Origin of the sequence: Streptomyces flaveolus, assembly GCF_044765825.1 — a bacterium.
GTDB lineage: Bacteria > Actinomycetota > Actinomycetes > Streptomycetales > Streptomycetaceae > Streptomyces > Streptomyces flaveolus.
Window position 1 is genome coordinate 464,198 of record NZ_JBIWKU010000004.1, and the last position, 20,608, is coordinate 484,805.

The following is a 20,608-nucleotide window of genomic DNA, read 5'->3' on the forward strand; positions in this document are numbered from 1 at the left end:
CGTCGCCTTCGGGGGCGTGGCCGGCGGGGGTCCCGTCTGCGGGCGCCGCGTGGCGTTCGGGGGTGTCGTCTTCGGGGTCCGTCCGCCGCATGGGTGCCTCCGCGCAGTCCGTGGTGCCGAGTCCTGTCGCCGCCGGGCCCTGGTCCTCTTCCTCGCTCGTGCTCCGGTCGTGCACCAAGTACCCACCGGGCCGCCCGGCCATGGCCCCGGCCCGCGTTGCGTCGATCACCACCCCGTCAGTGGTCCCGGCTCTCCCCGCGCAGCCGCAGCCGCAGCCGGTACGCGGCTCCGCCGAACGCGCCCGCGATCAGGAGGCCGCCGGCGGCCAGGGCGGGCACGGAGTCGGTGAAGGACCCTCCCGTACCGGCCTGCACCCCGTGCTCGGCCTTCCCGCCACCGCAGGGCACGCCCTGCGGACCGGAGTTGCCGGGCCTGGCGGTGTGGCTGGTGGAAGCGGCCTGGCCGGGGAGGGCGGGCTGGTCGGAGGGGGCGGCCTCGGCGTACGGGACGGGCTCCTCGTCGGGAAGGGACGTGTTGCCCGGGACCTCCTCGTCCGGCACCGTCTCGTCGCCCGGGACGGCGGGCTCGGCGTACGGCACGGTCTCGTCGCGCGCCGTCGGCTCGCCGCCGGGGACGACGGGCTCCTCGCGCGGGGCGGCGGGTTCGTCGCGAGGCGCGACGGGCTCCTCGCGCGGGGCGGCGGGTTCGTCGCGAGGCACGACGGGCTCCTCGCGCGGGGCGGCGGGTTCGTCGCGAGGCACGACGGGCTCCTCGCGCGGGGCGGCGGGTTCGTCGCGAGGCACGACGGGCTCCTCGCGCGGGGCGGCGGACGGGCGGCAGGAGGGCTCGGGTGCGGCGCTCCCCCAGGACCGTCCGGGTTCGGGGGCCCCGCTCGCCGGGGAGGACACCGTCATCGCCGCGCTCCACGGCCTGCCCTCGCCACCGGACGCCGCCGGACAGGTGCCGTCGACGGTCCACGGCGAGGCCGGGCCCGCCGCGTCCGGGTCGCCCTGAAGGTTCCCGGCGGTGGCTACGCGCGCCGTACCGCGGTAGGCGGCCCCGGTGGTCCTGTCGTCGGCGCCGGCCACCTTCAGGAGCGCGACGGTGCCCCCTTCGAAGGCCGGGGAGACCGCGTCGAGGGCATCGGGCGCGGCCTCCCCGGCCCGGTCGCAGGTGACCGAGACGGTGACGGTGCCCCCCGGGCCGACGTCGGCCGGGCTGACCTCGGCGGCGGGTTCGCCGGCACCGGCGGGCCGTGGGGTGCCGCCCGGGTCCGCCGAGCCGGACCCGGCGAAGACGCCCAGGGCGGCACTGGCCAGTACGGCGACGGACAGGACACGGGAGGTGCGGCGCATGGGTTCGGGCTCCTTCGAGCGACGGCTGCGGGGGCACGGCACTCGCGCCCTCGGCCATCACAGCCCGCCCGGCCCGCCGGCGCGCGCCGCCGTGCGCCGTTCGCGGGACCGGGGCCCCCGTGCGGGTGAGGAACAGGTTTCGGACCGCCCGCCGGGTCAGGCCGCCGGATCCCGCAGCACCTGCTCCCGCACCCGGTCGCAGCACCGGCTGATCAGCCGGGAGACGTGCATCTGGGAAATGCCGAGCTGTTCGGCGATGCGGCTCTGGGTCATGTCGTCGAAGAACCGCATGTAGAGGATGGCGCGCTCCCGATCGGGCAGGGCGGCCAGCCGTTTTTTGACGGCCTCACGGTCGACGACGATGTCGAGGGCCGGATCGGGGGCGCCGAGGCCGTCGACGAGCGAGTAGCCGTCGTCACTGCCGGGGACCTCGGCGTCCAGGGACAGGGCCGTGAAGCTCTCCAGGGCCTCCATGCCCTCCCGGACGTCCTGCTCGCTCAGATCGGCGCGCTCGGCGATCTCGGCCACGGTGGGCCCGCGGCCGGGGGTGGTCCGGGCCAGGTCCTGAGCGGCGAAGCGGACGCGGTTGCGCAGTTCCTGGACCCGGCGCGGCACGTGCAGGGTCCACATGTGGTCACGGAAGTGGCGCTTGATCTCGCCGGTGACGGTGGGCACGGCGTAGCTCTCGAACGCGCTGCCGCGGGCGGGGTCGTACCGGTCGACGGCCTTGACCAGACCGAGGGCCGCGACCTGCCGCAGGTCATCGAAGCTCTCGCCGCGGCTGCGGAAGCGTCCCGCGAGCCGTTCGGCCATGGGCAGCCAGGCCTCGACGATCCGGTCCCGGACCGCGTGGCGCTCCGGGCCCTCGGGAAGCGTGGCGAGGCGGCGGAAGGCGTCCGCGGTGTCGGGGGCGTCGTCGTGCGGGTGCTTGGCTCCGGCTTGGATCGGCATGGTGCGTCGCAACTCCCTCGGAGTGCGGGGTCCTGTCGTGGCGCCGGGCGGGGTGCCCGGCCGGCGCGGGCCGGCACCGGGGCTCGCGGAGCTCTCCGGGGCGCGGGACGGGCGCCGGCGGTGCGACGACACGGCCCGGGGTTCGGGCGGTCACCGTGGGAGGGCGTCCGGGAGCCGGACGGACGCATCCGTGCGGCGTCACGCCGCTCCCACGGACGTGCCTCCTGTCCGAAGCACTGCACATGCCCCTGCCCCCGAGCATCCCCGTCAAACACCCCGATGCGGCATGCGGTTCCGGCGGGAGGAACAGGGGTGACGCGGCACCGTCGCGAACGCCTCCGGCCGCCTTGTCACCGCGTCGTGGCCTCGGGGGGCGGAGCCGTCTCGTCGGCCCGTCAGCGCGCCGACGGCAGTTCCGGCGCCGCGGCCGGTTCGGGATCACCGGGCGGCGGTGGGGTGCCCGGCAGCATCAGGTCCTCGTACCTGCCCAGGGCCAGCACCACGCCGAGCATGAGGACCGGGATGAACACAGCGAGCAGCACCGCCATGATCCGTCCTTCCCGAAAAGGGGTGGGCGTGGGGGGTGGTGCCCGGGGCGGGTTCCCCGTGGCCGCCGGGCAAACCCGCGGTGCACGCGTCCGTACGCTCCGTGTCGGGCAAATCGGGGCGGACCCGTCCGGGTGAATCCGTGTCGGCCGCCGGTGGCCGGGTACGCGGTCGGCACCCCCTGAGGATGTGGAGGGAGACACATGCAGCGAGGCAGTGACCGGATGAGCGTCCACCGCGACGACGAGATGAAGCACGAACTCCAGGGTCTGCTCAGGTCCGGGCACCCCACCCGCAGCGAGGAGTGGAACGACCCGGAACCGATCGCCGAGGACGATCCGGACGTCACGTACGGGCCGGTGACCCCGGGCCGCGGGCCGACGTACATGGAGGCGCTCCGGCTGGAGCTGGCCCGGAACCTGACGCGGGGCACCTTTCCCGCGGGTCCCCGGGAGCTGGGCCGCGCCCTGCGCCGCGGCAACGCGCCCGACGCCCTCGTCGAGGGTCTGGAACGGCTGCCCCACAAGGCGCGCTACGACAACGTCCAGGAACTGGCCGTCGCCCTGACCGAGAGCGGGGGGCCGGGCAGCGCCGGGCCACAGGGCGCGTAGGCGCCGGAAGGACGGGCCGTGATGGCCGAGTACGTGAGAGACGTCATGACTCCGGGTGTGGTCGCCGTCCGCCCGGACTCCTCCCTGGTCGAGGCGGCGCAGCTGATGCGCACGCAGAACATCGGTGATGTGGTGGTCGCGGACGGCCAGGACGTCGTGGGCGTGCTGACGGACCGGGACATCACGGTGCGGGCGGTGGCGGACGGCATCGACCCCATGGCGGTGAGTGTCCGCACGGTCTGCACCCCCGATCCCCTGACGGTCTCCCCCGGTGATCCGGTGGCGGACGCGGTCACGCTGATGCGTGAGCACGCCGTGCGCCGGCTGCCGGTCGTGGAGGACGGGCTGCCGGTGGGGGTGGTGAGCCTCGGCGATCTGGCCGAGGCCCGGGATCCCGACTCGGCGCTCGCCGACATCAGCCGCGCGGAACCGGACGCCGTGGACGGCACCTGACAGCGCTCCGCGGGGTCCGCAGTGCCCGCGGGGCCCGCGGCCTCGCGGCCGAACGAGACGCGTGCGCCGGGCGGTGACGGCCGCCGGCGCGCCGGAAAGGAATCCGAACCACATGCGCATCGCATTTCTGACCGCGCCCGAGGGCGTGGAGCAGGTCGAGCTGACCGAGCCGTGGCAGGCGGCGAAGGACGCGGGCCACGAGCCCGTGCTCGTCTCCACGCAGTCCGGGGAGATCCAGGCCTTCGACCACCTCGACAAGGCGGACACGTTCCCCGTCGACGAGGTGGTGGGCGAGACGTCGGCCGACTCCTTCGGCGGGCTGGTCCTGCCGGGTGGCGTGGCCAACCCGGACTTCCTGCGGATGGACGAGAAGGCCGTGGCGTTCGTCAGGGACTTCTTCGAGCAGGGCCGGCCGGTGGCCGCGATCTGCCACGCCCCGTGGACACTCGTCGAGGCCGACGTCGTACGCGGCCGCGTCGTGACCTCGTGGCCGAGCCTGCGGACCGACCTCCGCAACGCGGGTGCCACCTGGGTCGACGAACAGGTGAAGGTCTGCGACCACGGCAACAACACCCTGGTCACCAGCCGCAAGCCGGACGATCTCAAGGCGTTCTGCGAGACCTTCCTCGCGGAGTTCGCCAAGGCCGGCTGAGCCCCGCGGGGCAGCACCCGGCGTCACGAGTCCCGGCCGGCCGCGCGTATCGGTATGCGTGGCGGGCCGGGCCCGTGTGCGGGCGGCACACCGGTCGGACGCGGCGTTCAGGCGCCGGGGGCGGCGTTCTCCCCGGAGCTCCGTTCCCGGGCACCCTCGCGGGTGCGGCCCGAGGCGACCGGGCGCCGGGGGTTGCGGCGCAGCCATTCGCCCTCGAGCTGGGCCATGCGCCCGTTGTGGGCCCGCAGCGCGTCGTTCGAGCCGTACAGCAGGGTGTCGTGGCGCGTGCGGTGGATGGTCTCCAGCTCCTTCATGAGCTGCTGGTCGTCCAGGCGGCCCGGGTCCACCCCGATCGCGGTGTCGTCCCGCGTGTCGTGTTCGTTCATGCGGTCCGGGTACCCGCCCCGGAAGCACTACCACCCCCGAGCGGCATCCGGGAGGGAGCCATGGAACTCGCCTTTCTGCATCCACTCTACGAACATCAGGGTCCCTGGGCCTCCGTGTACGTCGACCTCTCCCAGCACACGGAGGACACCCCCCACGAACGTGAACTGACGGCCGCCGCGGTGGCCCGGGAGCTGGCCGCGCAGGGCGCTGACGACGCGACCTGCCGGGCCGTGCGGGAGGCCCTGGACGGGATGCGCCACTCCACCGACCCGCACGGGCGGGCGCTGTTCGCCCGGGCCGGGGAGGTGATCCTCGACCCGCCGCTGGCGCGCTCCCCGCAGGGCGGCACCGAGGCCCACTGGGCGCCGCTGCCGCACGTGGCGCCGCTGCTGGAGCTGGCGGGCGAGGACCCCGTGTGCGTCGTGGCGTACATCGACCGCAAGGGTGCCGACTTCGAGCTGCGCAGCGCGCTGGGCAGCCGGGACGCGGGCTCGGTGACCGGCCGGCAGTGGCCCGTGCACCGCACGAGCACCGTCGACTGGTCGGAGCGCCACTTCCAGCTGCGGGTGGAGAACACCTGGGAGCACAACGCGGCGGAGATCGCGGACGCGCTCGCCGTGTGCCAGGAGGAGACGGGCGCCGACCTGCTGATCCTGGTGGGTGACGACCGCGAGCGGCGGGCCGTGCACGAGCGGATGCCCAAGCGGCTGCAGGACCGGATCGTGGAGGCCGCGCACGGCGCGGGCAGCCGGCTGCTGGACGGTGACGTGGAGCGGCTGCGCGACGAGCACGTGCGCTCCCGGGCGCGGGATGACCTGGACAGGTTCCTGGCCGCCCGCGCACCCGACGGCGAGGGCCGGACCGCCGCGGCGGAGGGCGTGCCGGCGCTGATCGAGGCCGCCCGGGAGCACCGCATCGACGAGCTGCTGATCATCCCGGACGGGCCGGACACCCACCGCGAGGTGTGGATCGGCGAGGACGCCGACCAGGTGGCGATGCGCCGTACGGAGCTGAAGACGCTCGGCGAGCAGAACTCCTGGTCCGCCCGCGCGGACGACGCGCTGCTGCGCTCGGCGGTGATGACCGGAGCCCCGGCGATCTCGGTGACGCCGGCCCTGCCGCAGGACGCGGCGGACGACGCGCCGGTGGGCGGCCTCGGCGCCCTGCTGCGCTGGCGCTGAGCGCTCCCCGGATGCCTGGGGGCGGCCGGCTACCGGGCCCGTTCCACCCGCCGTTCGTCCCAGACCGGCTCCGGCGTCTCGCGGACGCGGCCGTCGCTGCCGAAGACGAGGTAGCGGTCGAAGGAGCGGGCGAACCAGCGGTCGTGGGTGACCGCGAGGACCGTGCCCTCGAAGCCCTCCAGGCCTTCCTGGAGGGCTTCGGCCGATTCCAGGTCGAGGTTGTCGGTCGGCTCGTCGAGCAGCAGGGCGGTGACGCCCTCCAGTTCCAGCAGGAGGATCTGGAAGCGGGCCTGCTGTCCGCCGGAGAGCCTCTCGAAGGTCTGCTCGGCCTGCTGGGTCAGCTCGTAGCGGCGCAGCCGGGACATGGCGGCACCCCGGTCCTGGGAGTGCTCGCTCCACAGGATGTCCAGGAGGGTGCGTCCCATCAGCTCGGGGTGGGCGTGGGTCTGGGCGAAGTGACCCGGCACCACGCGCGCGCCGAGCTTCCAGTTCCCGGTGTGTGCCACCTCCTCGCCGGCGAGCAGCCGCAGGAAGTGCGACTTGCCGGAGCCGTTGGAGCCGAGGACGGCGACCCGTTCCCCGTAGAAGACCTCCAGGTCGAACGGTTTCATCAGGCCGGTGAGTTCGAGGCCCTCGCAGGTGACGGCGCGGACGCCGGTGCGGCCGCCCTTGAGGCGCATCCTGATGTCCTGCTCGCGGGGCGGCTCGGGCGGCGGTCCGGCCTCCTCGAACTTGCGCAGCCGGGTCTGGGCCGCCGCGTAGCGCGAGGCCATCTCGTGGCTGACGGCAGCGGCCTGATGCAGCGTCAGCACCAGCTTCTTGAGCTGGGCGTGCTTCTCGTCCCAGCGGCGGCGCAGCTCCTCGAAGCGGGCGAAGCGCTCGCGGCGGGCCTCGTGGAAGGTGGCGAAGCCGCCGCCGTGCACCCAGGCGTCGGCGCCGGCGGGGCCGGGTTCGAGGGAGACGATCTTCTGGGCGGCGCGGGCGAGGAGTTCTCGGTCGTGGGAGACGAAGAGGACCGTCTTGCGGGTCTCCCTCAGCCGCTCCTCCAGCCAGCGCTTGCCGGGCACGTCGAGATAGTTGTCCGGCTCGTCGAGCAGCAGCACCTCGTCGGTGCCGCGCAGGAGCGCCTCCAGGACGAGGCGTTTCTGCTCGCCGCCGGAGAGCGTGCGCACCTGCCGCCACTGGGCCTTGTCGTAGGGGACGCCGAGCGCGGCCGTGGTGCAGATGTCCCACAGCGTCTCGGCCTCGTACCCCTGGACCTCGGCCCAGTCGGCGAGGGCCTGCGCGTAGCGCATCTGGGCGGCCTCGTCGTCGACCGTCATGATGGCGTGCTCGGCGGCGTCGACGGCGCGCGCGGCCTCGCGGATGCGGGGCGGCGCGACGGACACCAGCAGGTCCCGGACGGTCGTCCCGTCGCGCACGGAGCCCACGAACTGGCGCATCACCCCGAGGCCGCCGCCGACGGTGACGGTCCCGCCGTGCGGCTTGAGCTCCCCGGACAGCAGGCGCAGCAGGGTGGTCTTGCCGGCCCCGTTGGGTCCGACGAGGGCCACGACGGCGCCCTCGCCCACCCGGAAGGAGGCATCGCCGAGCAGCGCCCTCCCGTCGGGGAGGTAGTACTCCAGGTGCGCGGCTTCGAGATGACCCATGGGCCGGATTCTGCGGCTCCGGACGCCTTGCGGGCAAATGCTTTCCCCGGTACGGGCCGGGCCGGGGCACGTGCGGCACGCCACCCGCAGGAAACCCCGTCCGCCGGGTAGGCGGGAGGAATGAGTCCCGACGTAGACCTCACCGCCCCGACACCCGGCCCGCATCCGGTCCGCGACGGCCTGCTGCGGCTGGACCAGCGTGTGTTCGAGTCGGTCGCCGCCCGGCACTGGCCCGGCGCCGACCACCTGCTGCCCCGGCTCAGCCGCAGCGCCAACCACGGCGTGCTGTGGTTCGCGGCGGCCGCCGCGCTGGCCGCGGCCCGCACCCCGCGGTCCCGTCGCGCCGCCGTCCGGGGCCTGGCCTCGCTGAGCCTGGCCTCCTTGACGATCAACACGCTCGGCAAGCGCTCGGTCCGCCGCCCCCGCCCGGTGCTGGACCCGGTGCCGGTGGTCCGGCAGCTGAAGCGGCAGCCGATCACCACGTCCTTCCCGTCGGGACACGCCGCGTCGGCCGCCGCGTTCGCGACCGGTGTCGCGCTGGAGTCCCCGGCGTGGGGTGCCGCGGTGGCGCCGGTGGCTGCCGCGGTGGCCCTCTCGCGGGTCTACACGGGTGTGCACTTCCCGAGCGACGTGCTCGCCGGGGCGGCGCTGGGGGCGGGCGCCGCGTTCGCCGTACGGGGCATGGTGCCCACGCGCGCCCAGCTCATCCCGCCGGCCAGGCCGCGCGCCGACGTCCCGGCGCTGCCCCGGGGCGAGGGCCTGGTGATGGTGGCGAACATCGCCTCGGGCACCGCGGACCGGGTGCGCGCGCTGTGCGACGCGCTGCCCGGCGCCGAGGTCGTCGAGTGCGAGCCGGGGGACGTCGGCGCCGAGCTGGAGAAGGCGGCGGACCGCGCCCGGGTGCTCGGCGTCTGCGGCGGCGACGGCACCGTGAACGCCGCCGCGGAGATCGCGCTGCGCCACGGCGTGCCGCTGGCGGTGCTGCCGGGCGGCACGCTCAACCACTTCGCCTACGACCTGGGCGTGGAGGACGTCAAGGATCTGTGCCGGGCCCTGGAGGGCGGGGAGGGCGTGCGGGTGGACGTCGGCCGGTTCGCCTCCGGTGAGCTGCGCGGCATCTTCCTGAACACCTTCAGCCTCGGGGTGTACCCGGAGCTGGTGCGCGAGCGGGAGCACTGGTCGCCGCGGATCGGCGGCTGGCCGGCCGGGGTGCTCGCGGCGGTGCGGGTGCTGCGCGCCGACCGGCATCCGCTGGAGGCCGAGGTGCAGGGGCGCAGGCGCCCGCTGTGGATGCTGTTCGCGGGCAACGGCACCTACCACCGGATGGGTCTGGCCCCCGGCCGCCGGCTGGACCTGGCGGACGGGCAACTGGACATCCGGGTGGTGCACGGTGGCCGCCGGCCGGCCCTGCGGCTGCTCTCCGCGGCGCTCGCCGGGCCGCTGACCCGCTCCCCCGCCCACGCGGCCGTGCAGGTGGGCCGGCTCCGGCTGACCGGTGTCGCGCCGGGCACCCTGCTGGCGTACGACGGCGAGATCACCGAGACGCAGGGCGATCTGACGCTGGAGAAGCTGCCCGAGGCGCTCACCGTCTACCGGCCGCTGACCGGCAACCGGTCCTCTCAGCACGCGCTCTGACGGGCGGAAGACTTCTTTCTGACGGTACGTCAGTCCATATAGCAAAACGCCGGTCTCATCATGTGGTGCGCGGGCGTACGGTGATCCTGCTGCCGGGCGGGGTCGCCGCACCCCGCGCACCGGTGCGTCGCGCAGTCGCAAAGAGGGGATCGGCCATGTCGGGACAGCAGGAGACCGCCGTATACACGCACGGACACCACGAGTCCGTGCTGCGCTCGCACACCTGGCGCACCGCCGCCAACTCGGCCGCGTACCTGCTCGGCTCGCTGAAGCCGCACATGGCGATCCTGGACATCGGCTGCGGCCCCGGCACCATCACCGCGGACCTGGCGGAACTGGTGCCCGACGGGCACGTGACCGGCGTGGACCGGGCGCCGGAGATCGTGGAGGTGGCCCGCGCCACCGCCGCCGAGCGCGGCCTGACCCACACCGACTTCGCGGTCGCGGACGTGCACGCCCTGGACTACCCGGACGACACGTTCTGCGTGGTCCACGCCCACCAGGTGCTCCAGCACGTGGGCGACCCGGTGCGGGCGCTGCGCGAGATGAAGCGGGTGACGAGACCGAACGGCCTCGTCGCCGTCCGCGACTCGGACTACGGAGCCATGACCTGGTACCCCGCCTCCCCGGGCATGGACGCCTGGCTGGACCTGTACCGCAGGGTGGCCCGGGCCAACGGGGGCGAGCCGGACGCGGGACGCCGGCTGAAGGCCTGGGCGCTGGAGGCGGGCTTCACGGACATCACGGCGACCTCGGACACCTGGACCTTCTCGGCACCGGACGAGCGGGAGTGGTGGAGCGGCCTGTGGGCGGACCGCACCCTGGCCTCGGCCTACGCCGAACGGGCCACGGAGGGCGGCCACGCGACGGCGGAGGAGCTGCGGGCCGTGTCGGCGGCGTGGCGGGAATGGGGCAGGCGGCCGGAAGGCTGGTTCGGCGTCCTGCACGGGGAGATCCTGTGCCGAAAGGAAGCCTGAACGGCGCCTGATCGGTGCATTACGGGAAACCAGTACGACAGGAGGTACACATCATGGTCCCACTTCTGCTCGTGCTGCTTCTCGCCCTCATTCTGTTCGGCGCCGGATTCGCGTTGAAGGTGCTCTGGTGGGTCGCCCTGGTGGTCATCGTCCTGTGGCTGCTGGGATTCCTGGTCCGGGGGACGACCACAGGCGGCGGCCGAGGCCGCTGGTACAGGTGGTGAACGACAGGCGGTGAGGCTGCTGCCCCGGGGAGACTCACTCCCGGGGCAGCAGCGGTCCCAGCGGCCCGAGGTCCAGGTTCAGGTCCTCGGGCCGCAGTCCGTAGCGGTCGCGCAGCTCGGCCATGCGGTCGTCGAGCAGCATCAGGGTGAGCCCGATCCGCTCCTCCTGCTCCTCGCTCAGGTCACCCTCGTCCACGCGGCGCAGCGCCTGGCGCTCCATGAGCTGGCGCAGCAGCTCCACGATGGTCAGCACCAGTTTGACCAGGTCGCGCTCGACCGTGTCGGGATCCAGGTCGAGGTGCTTGCGGCGTTCGGGGTTCTCGGTCACGTCAGTCCCCGAACGGTGACGGCACATTGCGGTTGACCGAGCTGATCAACGCGTTGAGGTCGATGCGGACCAGGTCGACGTCCGCGATGCGCAGCGTGATGTCACCGGTGATGACCACTCCGCCGGCCAGCAGCCGGTCGAGCAGGTCCACGAGGGCGATCTCACGGCGTTCGACGACGGTCATGACTCCTCCCCCGCTGTCTCGCCCGCCGCCTTCTCACCGGAGATTTCCTCTCCCGCGAACGAATAGGCGGCCCACGGGCCGGTGAGTTCCACGCGCATTCCGGGAGTGTCGTCCTTCGTCCGGTCCACCATCTCCACGAATTCCTCGGAAACGTCCCGCGGCACCAGATAGGCGGCGTTGAGAACGTTCCGTCCGGCGGCGCCGGAGAGCGTGGGATTCTGCGGTGCGTGCAGCCGCGCGTCGGCGGCCCGCGAGGACAGGTTCGCGTGCAGTCGCATCGCGAACTCCTCGGCCCTGGACCACAGGTCCTCGTGCGCCCGCGTCTGCATGCGCCGCTGCCGCAGGTAGTCACGGCCGGTGGCGGGCTTGGGCGCGGGCTCCGCGGGGCGGTCCGGCTGGCCGGGATCCGTCTCGACGTACACCTTCACCCCCCACTCCACCCGGCCCTCCAGCCGGTCGAGGGTGCGCCGGAAGTCGTCCTCCCGCTCCTCCATCATCACGCGGACGCCGCTGTCGTCCCGGAAGACGGTGGCCAGCCGGAGCGGCAGCGGCGTGGTGACGACGGTGAGCGCGTCGACGACCTGCTGGTGGGCGCGGGCGGTCCCGGCGAGCCAGTCCAGGTCCTCCAGGTGGGCCCGCAGCGACTCCTCCGAGAAGTCGGCCTCGGGCACATGGCTGACCACGGCGACCAGACCGTGGTGGGTCAGCAGCCTGGGCGGGTCGCCCGCCACCCCGGACAGCTGGGACTGGAGGGGGACGTCGAAGGGCCGGCAGACGGCGTAGACGTACCGCAGTCCCGTCATCGTTCCTCCCTCGGTACGCGGCCCGACTCCAGCTCTCTCAGGCGTTCACGCAGCTCCGCGTTCTCCCGGGTCAGTTCGTCGCGCCGTGCGCGCGAGGAGAGCGCCGGGTCGCTCTCCCACCAGTCGATGCCCATTTCCTTGGCCTTGTCGACGGAGGCGACGATGAGCCGCAGCTTGATCGTGAGCAGCTCGATGTCGAGCAGGTTGATCCGGATGTCGCCCGCGATGACGACACCCTTGTCGAGCACCCGCTCCAGGATGTCGGCGAGATTGGCGCTCTGCCCCTGGCCATAGGGATCGGGCAGCCGGCTGGGAGTGGTCATCGACGGCTCCCGCGGTCGGCGTACTCGTCCTCGTCCGCGTACTCACCGCGGGACGCGTACTCGTCCTCGGCGTCGGCGCCGGCTTCCTCCTCCTCGTACTCTCCCTCGGGCTCCTCCTCGTAGCCGTCCTCGTCCTCGGGCTCGTCGGACTCCTCGGACTCCTCCTCCGTCTCGCCCTCGTCCTCGGCGTACGGAGCGTCCTCGTCGTCCTCCTCGTCCTCCTCGTCCTCGTAGGCGTCCTCCGCCTCGTCGGACTCCTCGTCCTCGTCGCCCTCGTCGCCCTCGTCGTGCTCGTCGCTGTCCCGGGCCTCGGGCTCCTCGCCCTCGTGGTCCTCCTCGCCCTCGTCGTGCTCGTCGCTGTCCCGGGCCTCGGGCTCCTCGCCCTCGTGGTCCTCCTCGCCCTCCTGGTTCTCCTGCTCCTCCTCCGCGACCGCGTCCTCGTGGCTGCGGACGACCTCGCCGTCGCGGATCTCGCCGCGCCAGCCGTCGTCGGCCTCGCCCTTGAAGGTGATGTGGCGGACGTAGTTCTTCAGGTCGAGGCGGGCCCGGCGGCCCTGGGCGCGCCAGATGTTGCCGGTCTTCTCGAACAGACCGCTGGGGTAGTACTCAATGACCAGGATGACGCGGGTCAGGCTGTCGGCGAGCTTGTGGAAGCTGACGACGCCCTTGGTGGTGCCCTTGGCGCCCTCCGACGTCCAGGAGATCCGGTCGTCGGGCACCTGCTCGGTGGTCTTCGCCTTCCAGCTGCGGTTGGACCAGAAGACCTTCAGCTGCCAGTCGGAGGACGTGTCGTCGGCGCGGCTCGCGCTCTTGACGCCCTTGGCGAAGGTGCTGAAGTCCTGGTACTGCGTCCACTGGTCGTAGGCCGTGCGCAGGGGCACGCCGACGTCGACGTACTCGATGATGACGGTCGGCTTCTGGCCGCCGCCCTTCTTCTTCTTGCCCTTGCCGCCGCCGAGGTTCTTGAAGGCGCCGACCACGTTGTCCTTCACCTTGCCGGCGCCGACCTCGAGCGCGGCCCGCACCGGGCTCTTGCCCTCGGCGAGCTTGCGTCCGCCGTCGAGGGCAAGCTTGGCGAAGCCGGGGCTGTTGCCCTCGGCTATGTCGTTCAGCTTGCCCGTGGTCTCGCCGAGCTTGGTTCCGACGCCGGTCAGCAGCCGGGTGACCTGGGCGGCGAGGTAGTCCTGCACCTCCGCCTTCAGGCGGTCGGCCGCCTCGCTCTGCGCCACGTCGGCGAGCGGGTTCTTCTTCGCGGCCTTTCCTGCCGAGGAGGCCGCGGAACCGAGGGTGTCGGTCATCGCTCACCACCGCCCTTCGACTGCCGGGACCCGGCGCCGCGTGCCGCGTTGCGGGCGGGGGCCGTCTTCTTGCCGGCCGCCTTCTTGGCGGGCTGTGCCCGCTTGGCGGCCGTCTTCCTCGCGGGCGCCTGCGCGGCGGCCTTCTTCGCCGGCCGCTTCGCGGGTGCCTTCTTCGCCGCCCCGCGCGCCGACTCGGACGCCTTCTTCGCGGGCCGCTCGCGGCGCCGCTCGGACTTCTGCCGCTCGTCCGGCTCGTCCGACTCGTCCGACTCGTCCCGCGGCTCCTCGTCCTCGTACTCCGAGTCCTCCGAGTCCTCGGAGTCACGGGAGTCGTCGGAGCCCACGCCCGGCGCCGCCGAGGCCACGCCGGAGAGCTGGTCGCGGACCTGCGCGGTGCGCCCGTGGAGGCGGTCGGCGAGCGCGTCGATCTGCCGCTCGACCATGGCCCCCGACGCGGCCTTGCCCACGCCCCGCAGGTCCGTGCGCAGCTGGTCCCCGATCTCCTTGAACTGCGGATTGTTCTGCAGCTGCGTGGAGACCAGTTCCGCGATGCCCTTCGGCGTCAGGTTCAGCTTCTTGCCTGCCACCATGGTGCCCACGGCGACCGCCATTTTCAGCTTCTTCGTGCGTCCCAGCAGATAGCCGGCCCCTACGGCGAGGCCCAGTCCCGTTCGATTCATGGTGCCGTCCCGTTGCCCAATCCCGCGCTGTGGCGCGTAGCGATCTCCAGCCGGTCCAGGAGCGCGTCCTCCTCCTGGTCGAACTCCTCCTCGGTGATCTCCCCGGCCTCCAACCGCTCTTCCAGTCGGGCGAGTTCGGCCCGGATCGTGGAGGGGTCGTAGTAGATGCGCTCGGCCTCCGCGAGCACCTGTCTGATGGCCCAGCCACCACCGCGTGCCGGAGCGAGCGGCAGCAGGAGGATCTCCGAGATGAGTCCCACGGCCGTCACCCCGCTCCGGCGTCCGCGCCACCGGCCGCGGTGCCCGCGGGCTCGGCCGGGCCGGGCTCGACGAAGCTGTACGGCGGCAGCGGTCCGTTCACCCGCACCTCCAGGTGCGGCATCTCCCTGCGGGCCCGCTCCACGGCGGCCAGGAACTCCTCGGCCGTCTCCCGCTTCACCAGGAAGGACACGTTGGCGAGCCAGCCGGTGGACTCGGGGCCCACGCTGACGGCGTCGGCGGCCGGCTCCAGGGCGCGCTCCAGCGTGGTGGCGTCCTCGGCCTCCTTGTCCTTGACGGCTGCGGCGACCATCTCGCCGAGCTGGATCTTGCTCTCGTAACTGCCGCCGCCCGACTTCCGGTTCGACTCCGCGAGGGCGCGGATCTCCGGGTTCTCGGCCATCACGTGGTGCAGTACCGCTTCCTCGACGTGGTTGGCCTTGATGTTGTACTCGACCCGGTCGTCCAGGGCCCGCAGCCGCTCCTGGTAGTGCTCGGCGCGCTCCGCGAGGACGCCGGTGACCGCGCTGTCGTCCGGTGCGACGCTGCCGAAGCGCATGGGCAGCACGCAGCCCTCCGCGCCCGCCTCGCTGAGCACGTTCTGGTGGGCGAGCAGCTCCCTGCGCTTGGGGCGCAGGTCCTCGGGGGCGTCGCTGACGATGGCCGCCAGGTCCCCCTCGTGGAGAACCCGCACCTCACTCGGCGGGTTGCCGACCCCTGTCAGCCCTTCCGGGAGCGAGGGGTGGGATCCTGCGGTGATGCCGTAGACGTACGTGCTCACTCCTGCTCCTCCTTGCGACGCGAGGGCGCGGACTTGCGGGCACGCGGACGCGAGGCGGTCTCCCGCTCGGAGCCGCTCTCGTCACGGGCCTGCTTGAACGCGTCCGAGATGGTGTCGGCGGCGCCGGACAGCGCCCCCTTGGACTTGCCGCGGGCACCGGACTCGGTCATCTCTCCGACCAGGTCGGGCAGGCCCGGGTCCTTGCGCGGCCCGGCCTCCAGGTCGAGCCGGTTGCACGCCTCGGCGAAGCGCAGATAGGTGTCGACACTGGCGACGACAACACGTACGTCGATCTTGAGGATCTCGATACCGACCAGGGACACGCGCACGAATGCGTCGATGACGAGCCCCCTGTCCAGAACGAGCTCGAGAACGTCGTAAAGGCCGCTGCTGCCGCCTCCGCCGCCGGTCTGTTGTGCCGGTACGACAGTCATGCCGGATGTCCTCCATCCATTCCGTGAGTGTGATGTCCGTCCGGGCGGTTCAGCGTCCGCCGGAACCTCGCGCGTCGGCGCGTCCGCGCTCGTAGCGCCTGACCCTGCGGTAACCGGTGAGCTGCCCTTCCGGGTCGAGTTCCACCAGGTAGCTGCCCATCAGGCTCATCGTGTCGGGCACCCGCTCGAGCTCGAGAACCTCGACCTCCAGCGACCAGCCCTCCTCCGTCTGCTCGAAGGACGACACGGTCTCCGCGGTCATTCCAGTGAGTTCCGCGAGCTGGGCCCGCGCCTCGCGGAGGATCTCCATCGGCCGGGGCCGACGCGCCTTCGGTGAGTTGTGTGTTTCCTGTGGTTCTTGCGAGTTCTGCGTCTTTTGAGGACTCTGTGATGTGCGTGAAGTCTTTTTCGGGGTCTGCGATTCGGACGTGTTGTTCGTGTTCGACATGGCCACCTCTCCCTCCGTGTGGCCGCAAGCGTGTTCGCCAAACCTCCACGGGCTCATGCATGTGCCACACGTCTGCGCAACCGGAGCGGTCGGCGTCCGGCCGTGCGGTGGTCAGCCGCGCAGGGCGTGCAGCCGTCGCCGGGCGGGTTCCAGCGCCCGGGCGCGGATACCGGCCCAGGGCCGGGTGCGTGCCTGCTCGACGGCGTCCGCGACGGTCCAGCGGCGGGCGTGCAGGCCCGGGTCGTCCAGCTGGTCCCAGGACAGGGGTGTCGCCACGGGCGCGCCGGGCAGGGCGCGGACGGAGTAGGGCGCCACCGCGGTCTGCGCGTAGGCGTTGCGCTGGATGTCGAGATAGAGCCGGTCGCCGCGGTCCTTCTTGCGGGCGGCGGTGGTCAGCCGGTCCGGGCGGGACGCGGCCAGGGTGTCGGCGACGTCCCGCGCGAACTCCCGCACCTCGTCGAAGTCCTGGTGGCCCTTCAGGGGAACGATCACATGCAGGCCCCGCGAGCCGGTGGTCATGAGGGCCGAGGGGAGCCCCAGCTCGTCGAGCAGCTCACCCAGCAGCCCGGCCGCCTCGCGGACCCGGGGGAAGTCGTCACCGGACGGATCGAGGTCGAAGACCATACGGTCCGGCCGGTCGGCCCGCCCGGCCCGGGACAGCCACCGGTGCAGGGTGAGGGCGGCCTGGTCGGCGAGGTACAGGAGGGTGGCCGTGTCGTCACAGACGGTGTGACATACGGTGCCGCCCTCCTTGGCCAGCTCGACGCGGGAGATCCAGTCCGGGTAGTGCTCCGGGGTGTTCTTCTGCATGAACCGGGGACCGTCCACGCCGTCCGGGTGCCGCTCCAGCATGAGCGGGCGGCCCCGCAGGTGCGGCAGCATGAACGGCGCGACGGCCCGGTAGTGGTCGACGAGATCGCCCTTGGTGTACTCCTCGGCTCCGCCGTTCCCGTCCCGGCCGCTCCCGGCGGGGAACAGCACCTTGTCGGGCCGGTGGACCTCCACGGTGCGCCGGCCGGCCCGGACGGTCCGTACGGCGTCGGGGCTCACGCGACGACCGCCTCCCCCACCAGCAGCCGGCCGGCCGCCGCGATGGAGTCGGCGTCGATGCCCGCCGCGCGGAGCTGCTCCTCGGGCGACGCCGAGCCGGGCATCGTCCGCACGGCGAGCCGGACCAGGCGCGGCACCGGCCGCCCGTCGGTGAAGGCGTCGAGGACGGCGTCGCCGATGCCGCCCTCCTCCCGGTGGTCCTCCACGGACAGCAGGCAGCCGGTCTCCTCGGCGGCCCGACGCAGCGTGTCCCGGTCCACGGGCTTGACCGAGTACAGGTCGATCACCCGGACCGCGATGTCCTCCCCGGCGAGGGCGTCGGCCGCGGCCAGCGCCTCGTGCACGGTGTCGCCCGCCGCGACGACGGTCAGCCGGTCGCGGTCCGAGGAGCGCAGCACCTTGCTGCCGCCGACGGGGAACTCCTCGTCGGGCCCGTAGATCACCTTGCTCTCGCCGCGGGAGGTGCGCAGATAGCGAATGCCCTCCAGCCCGGCCATCTCCGCGACGAGACGGGCGGTCTGGTTGGCGTCGCACGGGCACAGCACGGTGGAACCGTGGACGGCCCGCATCATGGCCAGGTCCTCCAGACCCATCTGGCTGGGCCCGTCCTGGCCGATGGCGACGCCCGAGTGCGAGCCGACGAGGTTGAGGCCGGAGCCGCTGATCGCCGCCATGCGGACGAAGTCGTAGGCACGGGTCAGGAAGGCCGCGAACGTCGTGGCGTACGGCACCCAGCCGCGCGCCGCCATCCCGACGGCGGCGGCGACCATCTGCTGCTCGGCGATGTAGCACTCGAAGTAGCGCTCGGGGTGCTTCTTGGCGAAGAACTCGGCGCGGGTGGAGTCGCCGACCTCGCCGTCGAGGGCGACGACGTCGCCGCGGGCGGTGCCGAGCGCGGCCAGTGCCTCGCCGAAGGCGTTGCGGGTGGCCAGCTCGTCGCCGATCTCGTACCGGGGCAGTTCGAGCTGCCCGGAGCCGGCCGAGTGCAGGGCCCGGGCGGACGGCGGCTCGTGCACCCGGACGGTGAGCTCGCGCGGGCCGCCGAGTTCGGCGATCGCCTCGTCGGCGTCAGGCACCGGCTTGCCGTGCTGGCCCTCGCGGTCCTCCACGGCCTGGACGCCCTTGCCCTTGAGGGTGCGGGCGATGATCGCGGTGGGCTGGCCCCTGGTGGACAGGGCCTCGCCGTAGGCGCGGTCGACGGCGTCGACGTCGTGGCCGTCGATCTCGATCGTGTGCCAGTCGAAGGCCCGGAAGCGGCGGGCGTAGGCGTCGAGGTCGTGGCCGTGCCGGGTGGGTCCGCGCTGGCCGAGCCGGTTGACGTCCACGATCAGGGTGAGGTTGTCGAGGCGCTCGTGTCCGGCGTGCTCGGCGGCCTCCCACACCGATCCCTCGGCCATCTCGCTGTCGCCGCACAGCACCCACACCCGGTAGTCGGCGTGGTCCAGCCGCTTGCCGGACAGGGCGATGCCGACGCCGACGGGCAGCCCCTGGCCAAGCGAGCCGGTGGCCGTCTCGACCCACGGCAGCCGCTGCGGCGTGGGGTGGCCCTCCAGACGGCTGCCCAGCTTGCGGAAGGTGAGCAGTTCCTCGTCGCCGATGGCGCCGGCCGCCTTGTAGGCGGAGTACAGCAGGGGCGAGGCGTGTCCCTTGGAGAGGACGAAGCGGTCGTTGCCGGGGTGGGCGGGGCGCTGGAAGTCGTAGCGGAGGTGGTTGGCGAGCAGTACCGCCATCAGGTCCGCGGCGGACATCGAGGACGTCGGGTGCCCGGAGCCCGCTGCGGCGGAGGCGCGCACGCTGTCGACGCGCAGCTGCTGACCGAGTTCGACGAGTTCACCGGTGTTCATGAGTCTCCTTCGAGGGGTCCGTCGGTACGCCTGACGGGACCGGGGGCGATTCCGGGGCCGGGCGGCGGCTGGCCGGCCGGCGGTTCGGGTCCGGGGTCGGCGGATTCGTGCTCCGTCCGCGCAGGCGCCGCCCCCGCCGGGACCCGTGCCAGCTCGGGGGACGCCGACTCCAGCGGCACCGACCAGGACCGTACGAGGCCCAGCTGCACGGCCTGCCGGGGCAGCACCGCGTCCAGCAGCCAGTCCGCCGCGACCCGGACGCGGTTGCCCGGCATCGCCGCGAGGTGGTACCCCCGGGCGACCGCGCCCGCCGCCGGGCCGGACAGCGGGACGCCGAGCGGGTTGGCCGCGGCCTTGGTACCGCCCAGGTCCACGACGAAGCCCAGGTCGCGGTGCCGGTAGGGCCGACGCTCACCGCCGAGGCCGAGCGACGCGGCGACGTTGTGGGCGCAGACCTTGCCGTGCCGCCAGGCGTGCTGCGCGGTCATCGGCGTGTACGCGCCGGGGTTGTTCGGATCGGGCACCGCCGCCACGTCGCCGCACGCGAACAGCTCGGGGCGCCCCGGCACCTGGAGGTAGGGGTCGACGAGCAGCCCGCCGCGTTCCATGGGCAGCCCGAGGGACTCCACGAGGGGGTCGGGGCGCACGCCCACGCACCACACCAGCGTGCGCGTGTCGACGGTCGTTCCGTCGGTGAGCACGACCCCGTCGTGGGTGGCCTCCTTGACCGAGGTGCCCATCCGCACGTCGACGCCCCGCTGCCGCAGCACCCGCTCGGCGGTGCGGGAGAGCCGTTCGTCCATCTCGGGCAGGACGCGCGGCGCCACGTCCAGCAGCATCCAGCGGGGCCGCATGCCCGTGCGCATCGGATGCTTGCGGACCTGCGCGTCGGTGTACATCTGGCCGTGCGCGGCGACCTCCGTGCCGGTGTATCCGGCGCCGACCACGACGAAGGTGCACCGGGCGGCGCTCTCCGCGCGGTCCCGCGCCGAAGCGGCCAGCTCCACCTGCCGGGTCACGTGGTCGCGCAGATACAGCGCCTCGGGCAGCCCGCGGAAGCCGTGGGCGTGCTCGGCGACGCCGGGAATCGGCAGCAGCTTGTTGACGCTGCCCGCGGCGAGCACCAGCCGGTCGAAGGGCAGGGTGCCCTCGCCGCCCTCCGGGTCGGTGTAGTGCACGGTGTGCCCGTCGAGGTCGATGCCGTCGGCCTCGCCGAGCACCAGCCGGACGCGCGGCAGGGTCCCGGACAGGGACACGCTGACGCGACGCGGTTCGAGAATGCCGGCGGCGACCTGGGGCAGCAGGGGCAGGTAGAGGAAGTAGTCGGTCGGGTTGAGCAGGGTGATGTCGGCCTGGTGCCGGGTGAGCCGGGACAGGGTGCGGGCCGTCCGGTACCCGGCGAAGCCGGCACCGACGATCACGATGCGGGGTCGGCTCACGGTTCGCCTCCGGGCTGTCGCGTACCTCGTGAGCCTTCCGCGTCCCCTGGGCCGGGGCACCCAAACGTCTCCGGCGGGCCCGCCGGGGCCCGGACCGCCGGTTTCCGGACCGGCGCC

Annotated in this window: 25 protein-coding genes; 7 read left to right on the forward strand and 18 right to left on the reverse strand. The window is 73.2% G+C overall.

The window, feature by feature from the left end; genetic code table 11:
* Positions 1 to 236: 236 nt before the first annotated feature.
* The 3 genes from ACIRG6_RS15230 to ACIRG6_RS15240 all read right to left on the reverse strand — a co-directional run bounded on the left by ACIRG6_RS15230 (position 237) and on the right by ACIRG6_RS15240 (position 2,854).
* A complete protein-coding gene (locus ACIRG6_RS15230; protein ID WP_403322902.1) occupies positions 237 to 1,355 on the reverse strand; it encodes a hypothetical protein in 1,119 nt (372 codons plus the stop codon).
* Between the two features lie 156 nt (positions 1,356 to 1,511).
* Positions 1,512 to 2,306: an RNA polymerase sigma factor SigF gene (locus tag ACIRG6_RS15235; RefSeq protein WP_364676980.1), complete on the reverse strand. Its 795-nt coding sequence runs from the start codon at positions 2,304 to 2,306 to the stop codon at positions 1,512 to 1,514.
* Between the two features lie 395 nt (positions 2,307 to 2,701).
* Entirely contained in the window at positions 2,702 to 2,854 is a 153-nt protein-coding gene (locus tag ACIRG6_RS15240; protein WP_318215217.1) for a hypothetical protein, read from the reverse strand.
* A gap of 201 nt (positions 2,855 to 3,055) precedes the next feature.
* On the opposite strand from ACIRG6_RS15240, the gene ACIRG6_RS15245 reads away from it, so the two are divergent.
* The 3 genes from ACIRG6_RS15245 (at position 3,056) to ACIRG6_RS15255 (ending at position 4,568) form a co-directional block, all read left to right on the forward strand.
* Positions 3,056 to 3,463: a DUF2795 domain-containing protein gene (locus ACIRG6_RS15245; protein WP_403322905.1), complete on the forward strand. Its 408-nt coding sequence runs from the start codon at positions 3,056 to 3,058 to the stop codon at positions 3,461 to 3,463.
* A gap of 21 nt (positions 3,464 to 3,484) precedes the next feature.
* Positions 3,485 to 3,916: a CBS domain-containing protein gene (locus ACIRG6_RS15250; RefSeq protein ID WP_350714909.1), complete on the forward strand. Its 432-nt coding sequence runs from the start codon at positions 3,485 to 3,487 to the stop codon at positions 3,914 to 3,916.
* Positions 3,917 to 4,028: 112 nt separating this feature from the next.
* A complete protein-coding gene (locus tag ACIRG6_RS15255; protein WP_318215215.1) occupies positions 4,029 to 4,568 on the forward strand; it encodes a type 1 glutamine amidotransferase domain-containing protein in 540 nt (179 codons plus the stop codon).
* A 107-nt stretch (positions 4,569 to 4,675) separates the two neighbouring features.
* On the opposite strand, the gene ACIRG6_RS15260 is transcribed toward ACIRG6_RS15255, so the two are convergent.
* Positions 4,676 to 4,954 carry a DUF6158 family protein gene (locus ACIRG6_RS15260; protein WP_239764397.1) on the reverse strand — a complete coding sequence of 93 codons (279 nt, stop codon included), beginning with the start codon at positions 4,952 to 4,954 and terminating at the stop codon, positions 4,676 to 4,678.
* Positions 4,955 to 5,014: 60 nt separating this feature from the next.
* Between ACIRG6_RS15260 and ACIRG6_RS15265 the strand changes: the two genes are divergently transcribed.
* Positions 5,015 to 6,136: a baeRF2 domain-containing protein gene (locus ACIRG6_RS15265; RefSeq protein WP_364676974.1), complete on the forward strand. Its 1,122-nt coding sequence runs from the start codon at positions 5,015 to 5,017 to the stop codon at positions 6,134 to 6,136.
* Between the two features lie 29 nt (positions 6,137 to 6,165).
* On the opposite strand, the gene ACIRG6_RS15270 is transcribed toward ACIRG6_RS15265, so the two are convergent.
* Positions 6,166 to 7,785, reverse strand: a complete 1,620-nt coding sequence (locus tag ACIRG6_RS15270) for an ABC-F family ATP-binding cassette domain-containing protein (RefSeq protein ID WP_403322908.1) — start codon at positions 7,783 to 7,785, stop codon at positions 6,166 to 6,168.
* Positions 7,786 to 7,905: 120 nt separating this feature from the next.
* Between ACIRG6_RS15270 and ACIRG6_RS15275 the strand changes: the two genes are divergently transcribed.
* The 3 genes from ACIRG6_RS15275 to ACIRG6_RS15285 all read left to right on the forward strand — a co-directional run bounded on the left by ACIRG6_RS15275 (position 7,906) and on the right by ACIRG6_RS15285 (position 10,621).
* A complete protein-coding gene (locus tag ACIRG6_RS15275; RefSeq protein ID WP_350714899.1) occupies positions 7,906 to 9,420 on the forward strand; it encodes a bifunctional phosphatase PAP2/diacylglycerol kinase family protein in 1,515 nt (504 codons plus the stop codon).
* 155 nt (positions 9,421 to 9,575) lie between these two features.
* Positions 9,576 to 10,397: a class I SAM-dependent methyltransferase gene (locus ACIRG6_RS15280; RefSeq protein ID WP_364676970.1), complete on the forward strand. Its 822-nt coding sequence runs from the start codon at positions 9,576 to 9,578 to the stop codon at positions 10,395 to 10,397.
* Positions 10,398 to 10,450: 53 nt separating this feature from the next.
* The gene (locus tag ACIRG6_RS15285) at positions 10,451 to 10,621 is read left to right on the forward strand and encodes a hydrophobic protein (protein WP_239764392.1); all 171 of its coding nucleotides are present in this window, start codon (positions 10,451 to 10,453) and stop codon (positions 10,619 to 10,621) included.
* A gap of 34 nt (positions 10,622 to 10,655) precedes the next feature.
* Here the strand turns inward: ACIRG6_RS15285 and ACIRG6_RS15290 are convergent, their stop codons facing one another.
* From ACIRG6_RS15290 to ACIRG6_RS15350, 13 genes are all read right to left on the reverse strand, one after another.
* On the reverse strand, positions 10,656 to 10,949 hold the full coding sequence (locus ACIRG6_RS15290; protein ID WP_364822921.1) for a gas vesicle protein K: 294 nt from the start codon (positions 10,947 to 10,949) through the stop codon (positions 10,656 to 10,658).
* Position 10,950: 1 nt separating this feature from the next.
* Complete coding sequence (locus ACIRG6_RS15295) at positions 10,951 to 11,133, reverse strand: gas vesicle protein (protein WP_077799359.1); 183 nt, start codon at positions 11,131 to 11,133, stop codon at positions 10,951 to 10,953.
* Positions 11,130 to 11,936, reverse strand: a complete 807-nt coding sequence (locus ACIRG6_RS15300; protein WP_364676967.1) for a GvpL/GvpF family gas vesicle protein — start codon at positions 11,934 to 11,936, stop codon at positions 11,130 to 11,132. The genes ACIRG6_RS15295 and ACIRG6_RS15300 overlap by 4 nt, the downstream gene beginning before the upstream one ends.
* Positions 11,933 to 12,259, reverse strand: a complete 327-nt coding sequence (locus tag ACIRG6_RS15305; RefSeq protein ID WP_161165809.1) for a gas vesicle protein — start codon at positions 12,257 to 12,259, stop codon at positions 11,933 to 11,935. The genes ACIRG6_RS15300 and ACIRG6_RS15305 overlap by 4 nt, the downstream gene beginning before the upstream one ends.
* Positions 12,256 to 13,557: an SRPBCC family protein gene (locus ACIRG6_RS15310; RefSeq protein ID WP_365021181.1), complete on the reverse strand. Its 1,302-nt coding sequence runs from the start codon at positions 13,555 to 13,557 to the stop codon at positions 12,256 to 12,258. Before ACIRG6_RS15310 ends, ACIRG6_RS15305 begins: the two co-directional genes overlap by 4 nt.
* On the reverse strand, positions 13,554 to 14,237 hold the full coding sequence (locus ACIRG6_RS15315) for a DNA primase (protein ID WP_403322913.1): 684 nt from the start codon (positions 14,235 to 14,237) through the stop codon (positions 13,554 to 13,556). Before ACIRG6_RS15315 ends, ACIRG6_RS15310 begins: the two co-directional genes overlap by 4 nt.
* Positions 14,234 to 14,497: a gas vesicle protein GvpG gene (locus ACIRG6_RS15320; protein ID WP_318215206.1), complete on the reverse strand. Its 264-nt coding sequence runs from the start codon at positions 14,495 to 14,497 to the stop codon at positions 14,234 to 14,236. The genes ACIRG6_RS15315 and ACIRG6_RS15320 overlap by 4 nt, the downstream gene beginning before the upstream one ends.
* Before the next feature lie 5 nt (positions 14,498 to 14,502).
* The gene (locus ACIRG6_RS15325; protein WP_364676962.1) at positions 14,503 to 15,276 is read right to left on the reverse strand and encodes a GvpL/GvpF family gas vesicle protein; all 774 of its coding nucleotides are present in this window, start codon (positions 15,274 to 15,276) and stop codon (positions 14,503 to 14,505) included.
* Positions 15,273 to 15,710: a gas vesicle structural protein GvpA gene (locus tag ACIRG6_RS15330; protein ID WP_239764386.1), complete on the reverse strand. Its 438-nt coding sequence runs from the start codon at positions 15,708 to 15,710 to the stop codon at positions 15,273 to 15,275. The genes ACIRG6_RS15325 and ACIRG6_RS15330 overlap by 4 nt, the downstream gene beginning before the upstream one ends.
* A gap of 49 nt (positions 15,711 to 15,759) precedes the next feature.
* Complete coding sequence (locus tag ACIRG6_RS15335) at positions 15,760 to 16,158, reverse strand: gas vesicle protein GvpO (protein WP_364676960.1); 399 nt, start codon at positions 16,156 to 16,158, stop codon at positions 15,760 to 15,762.
* Positions 16,159 to 16,269: 111 nt separating this feature from the next.
* Complete coding sequence (gene ligD, locus ACIRG6_RS15340) at positions 16,270 to 17,208, reverse strand: non-homologous end-joining DNA ligase (protein ID WP_364822933.1); 939 nt, start codon at positions 17,206 to 17,208, stop codon at positions 16,270 to 16,272.
* On the reverse strand, positions 17,205 to 19,052 hold the full coding sequence (locus ACIRG6_RS15345) for a transketolase (RefSeq protein ID WP_364676956.1): 1,848 nt from the start codon (positions 19,050 to 19,052) through the stop codon (positions 17,205 to 17,207). Before ACIRG6_RS15345 ends, ligD begins: the two co-directional genes overlap by 4 nt.
* Complete coding sequence (locus ACIRG6_RS15350) at positions 19,049 to 20,491, reverse strand: NAD(P)/FAD-dependent oxidoreductase (protein WP_364676954.1); 1,443 nt, start codon at positions 20,489 to 20,491, stop codon at positions 19,049 to 19,051. Before ACIRG6_RS15350 ends, ACIRG6_RS15345 begins: the two co-directional genes overlap by 4 nt.
* Between the last annotated feature and the right edge of the window lie 117 nt (positions 20,492 to 20,608).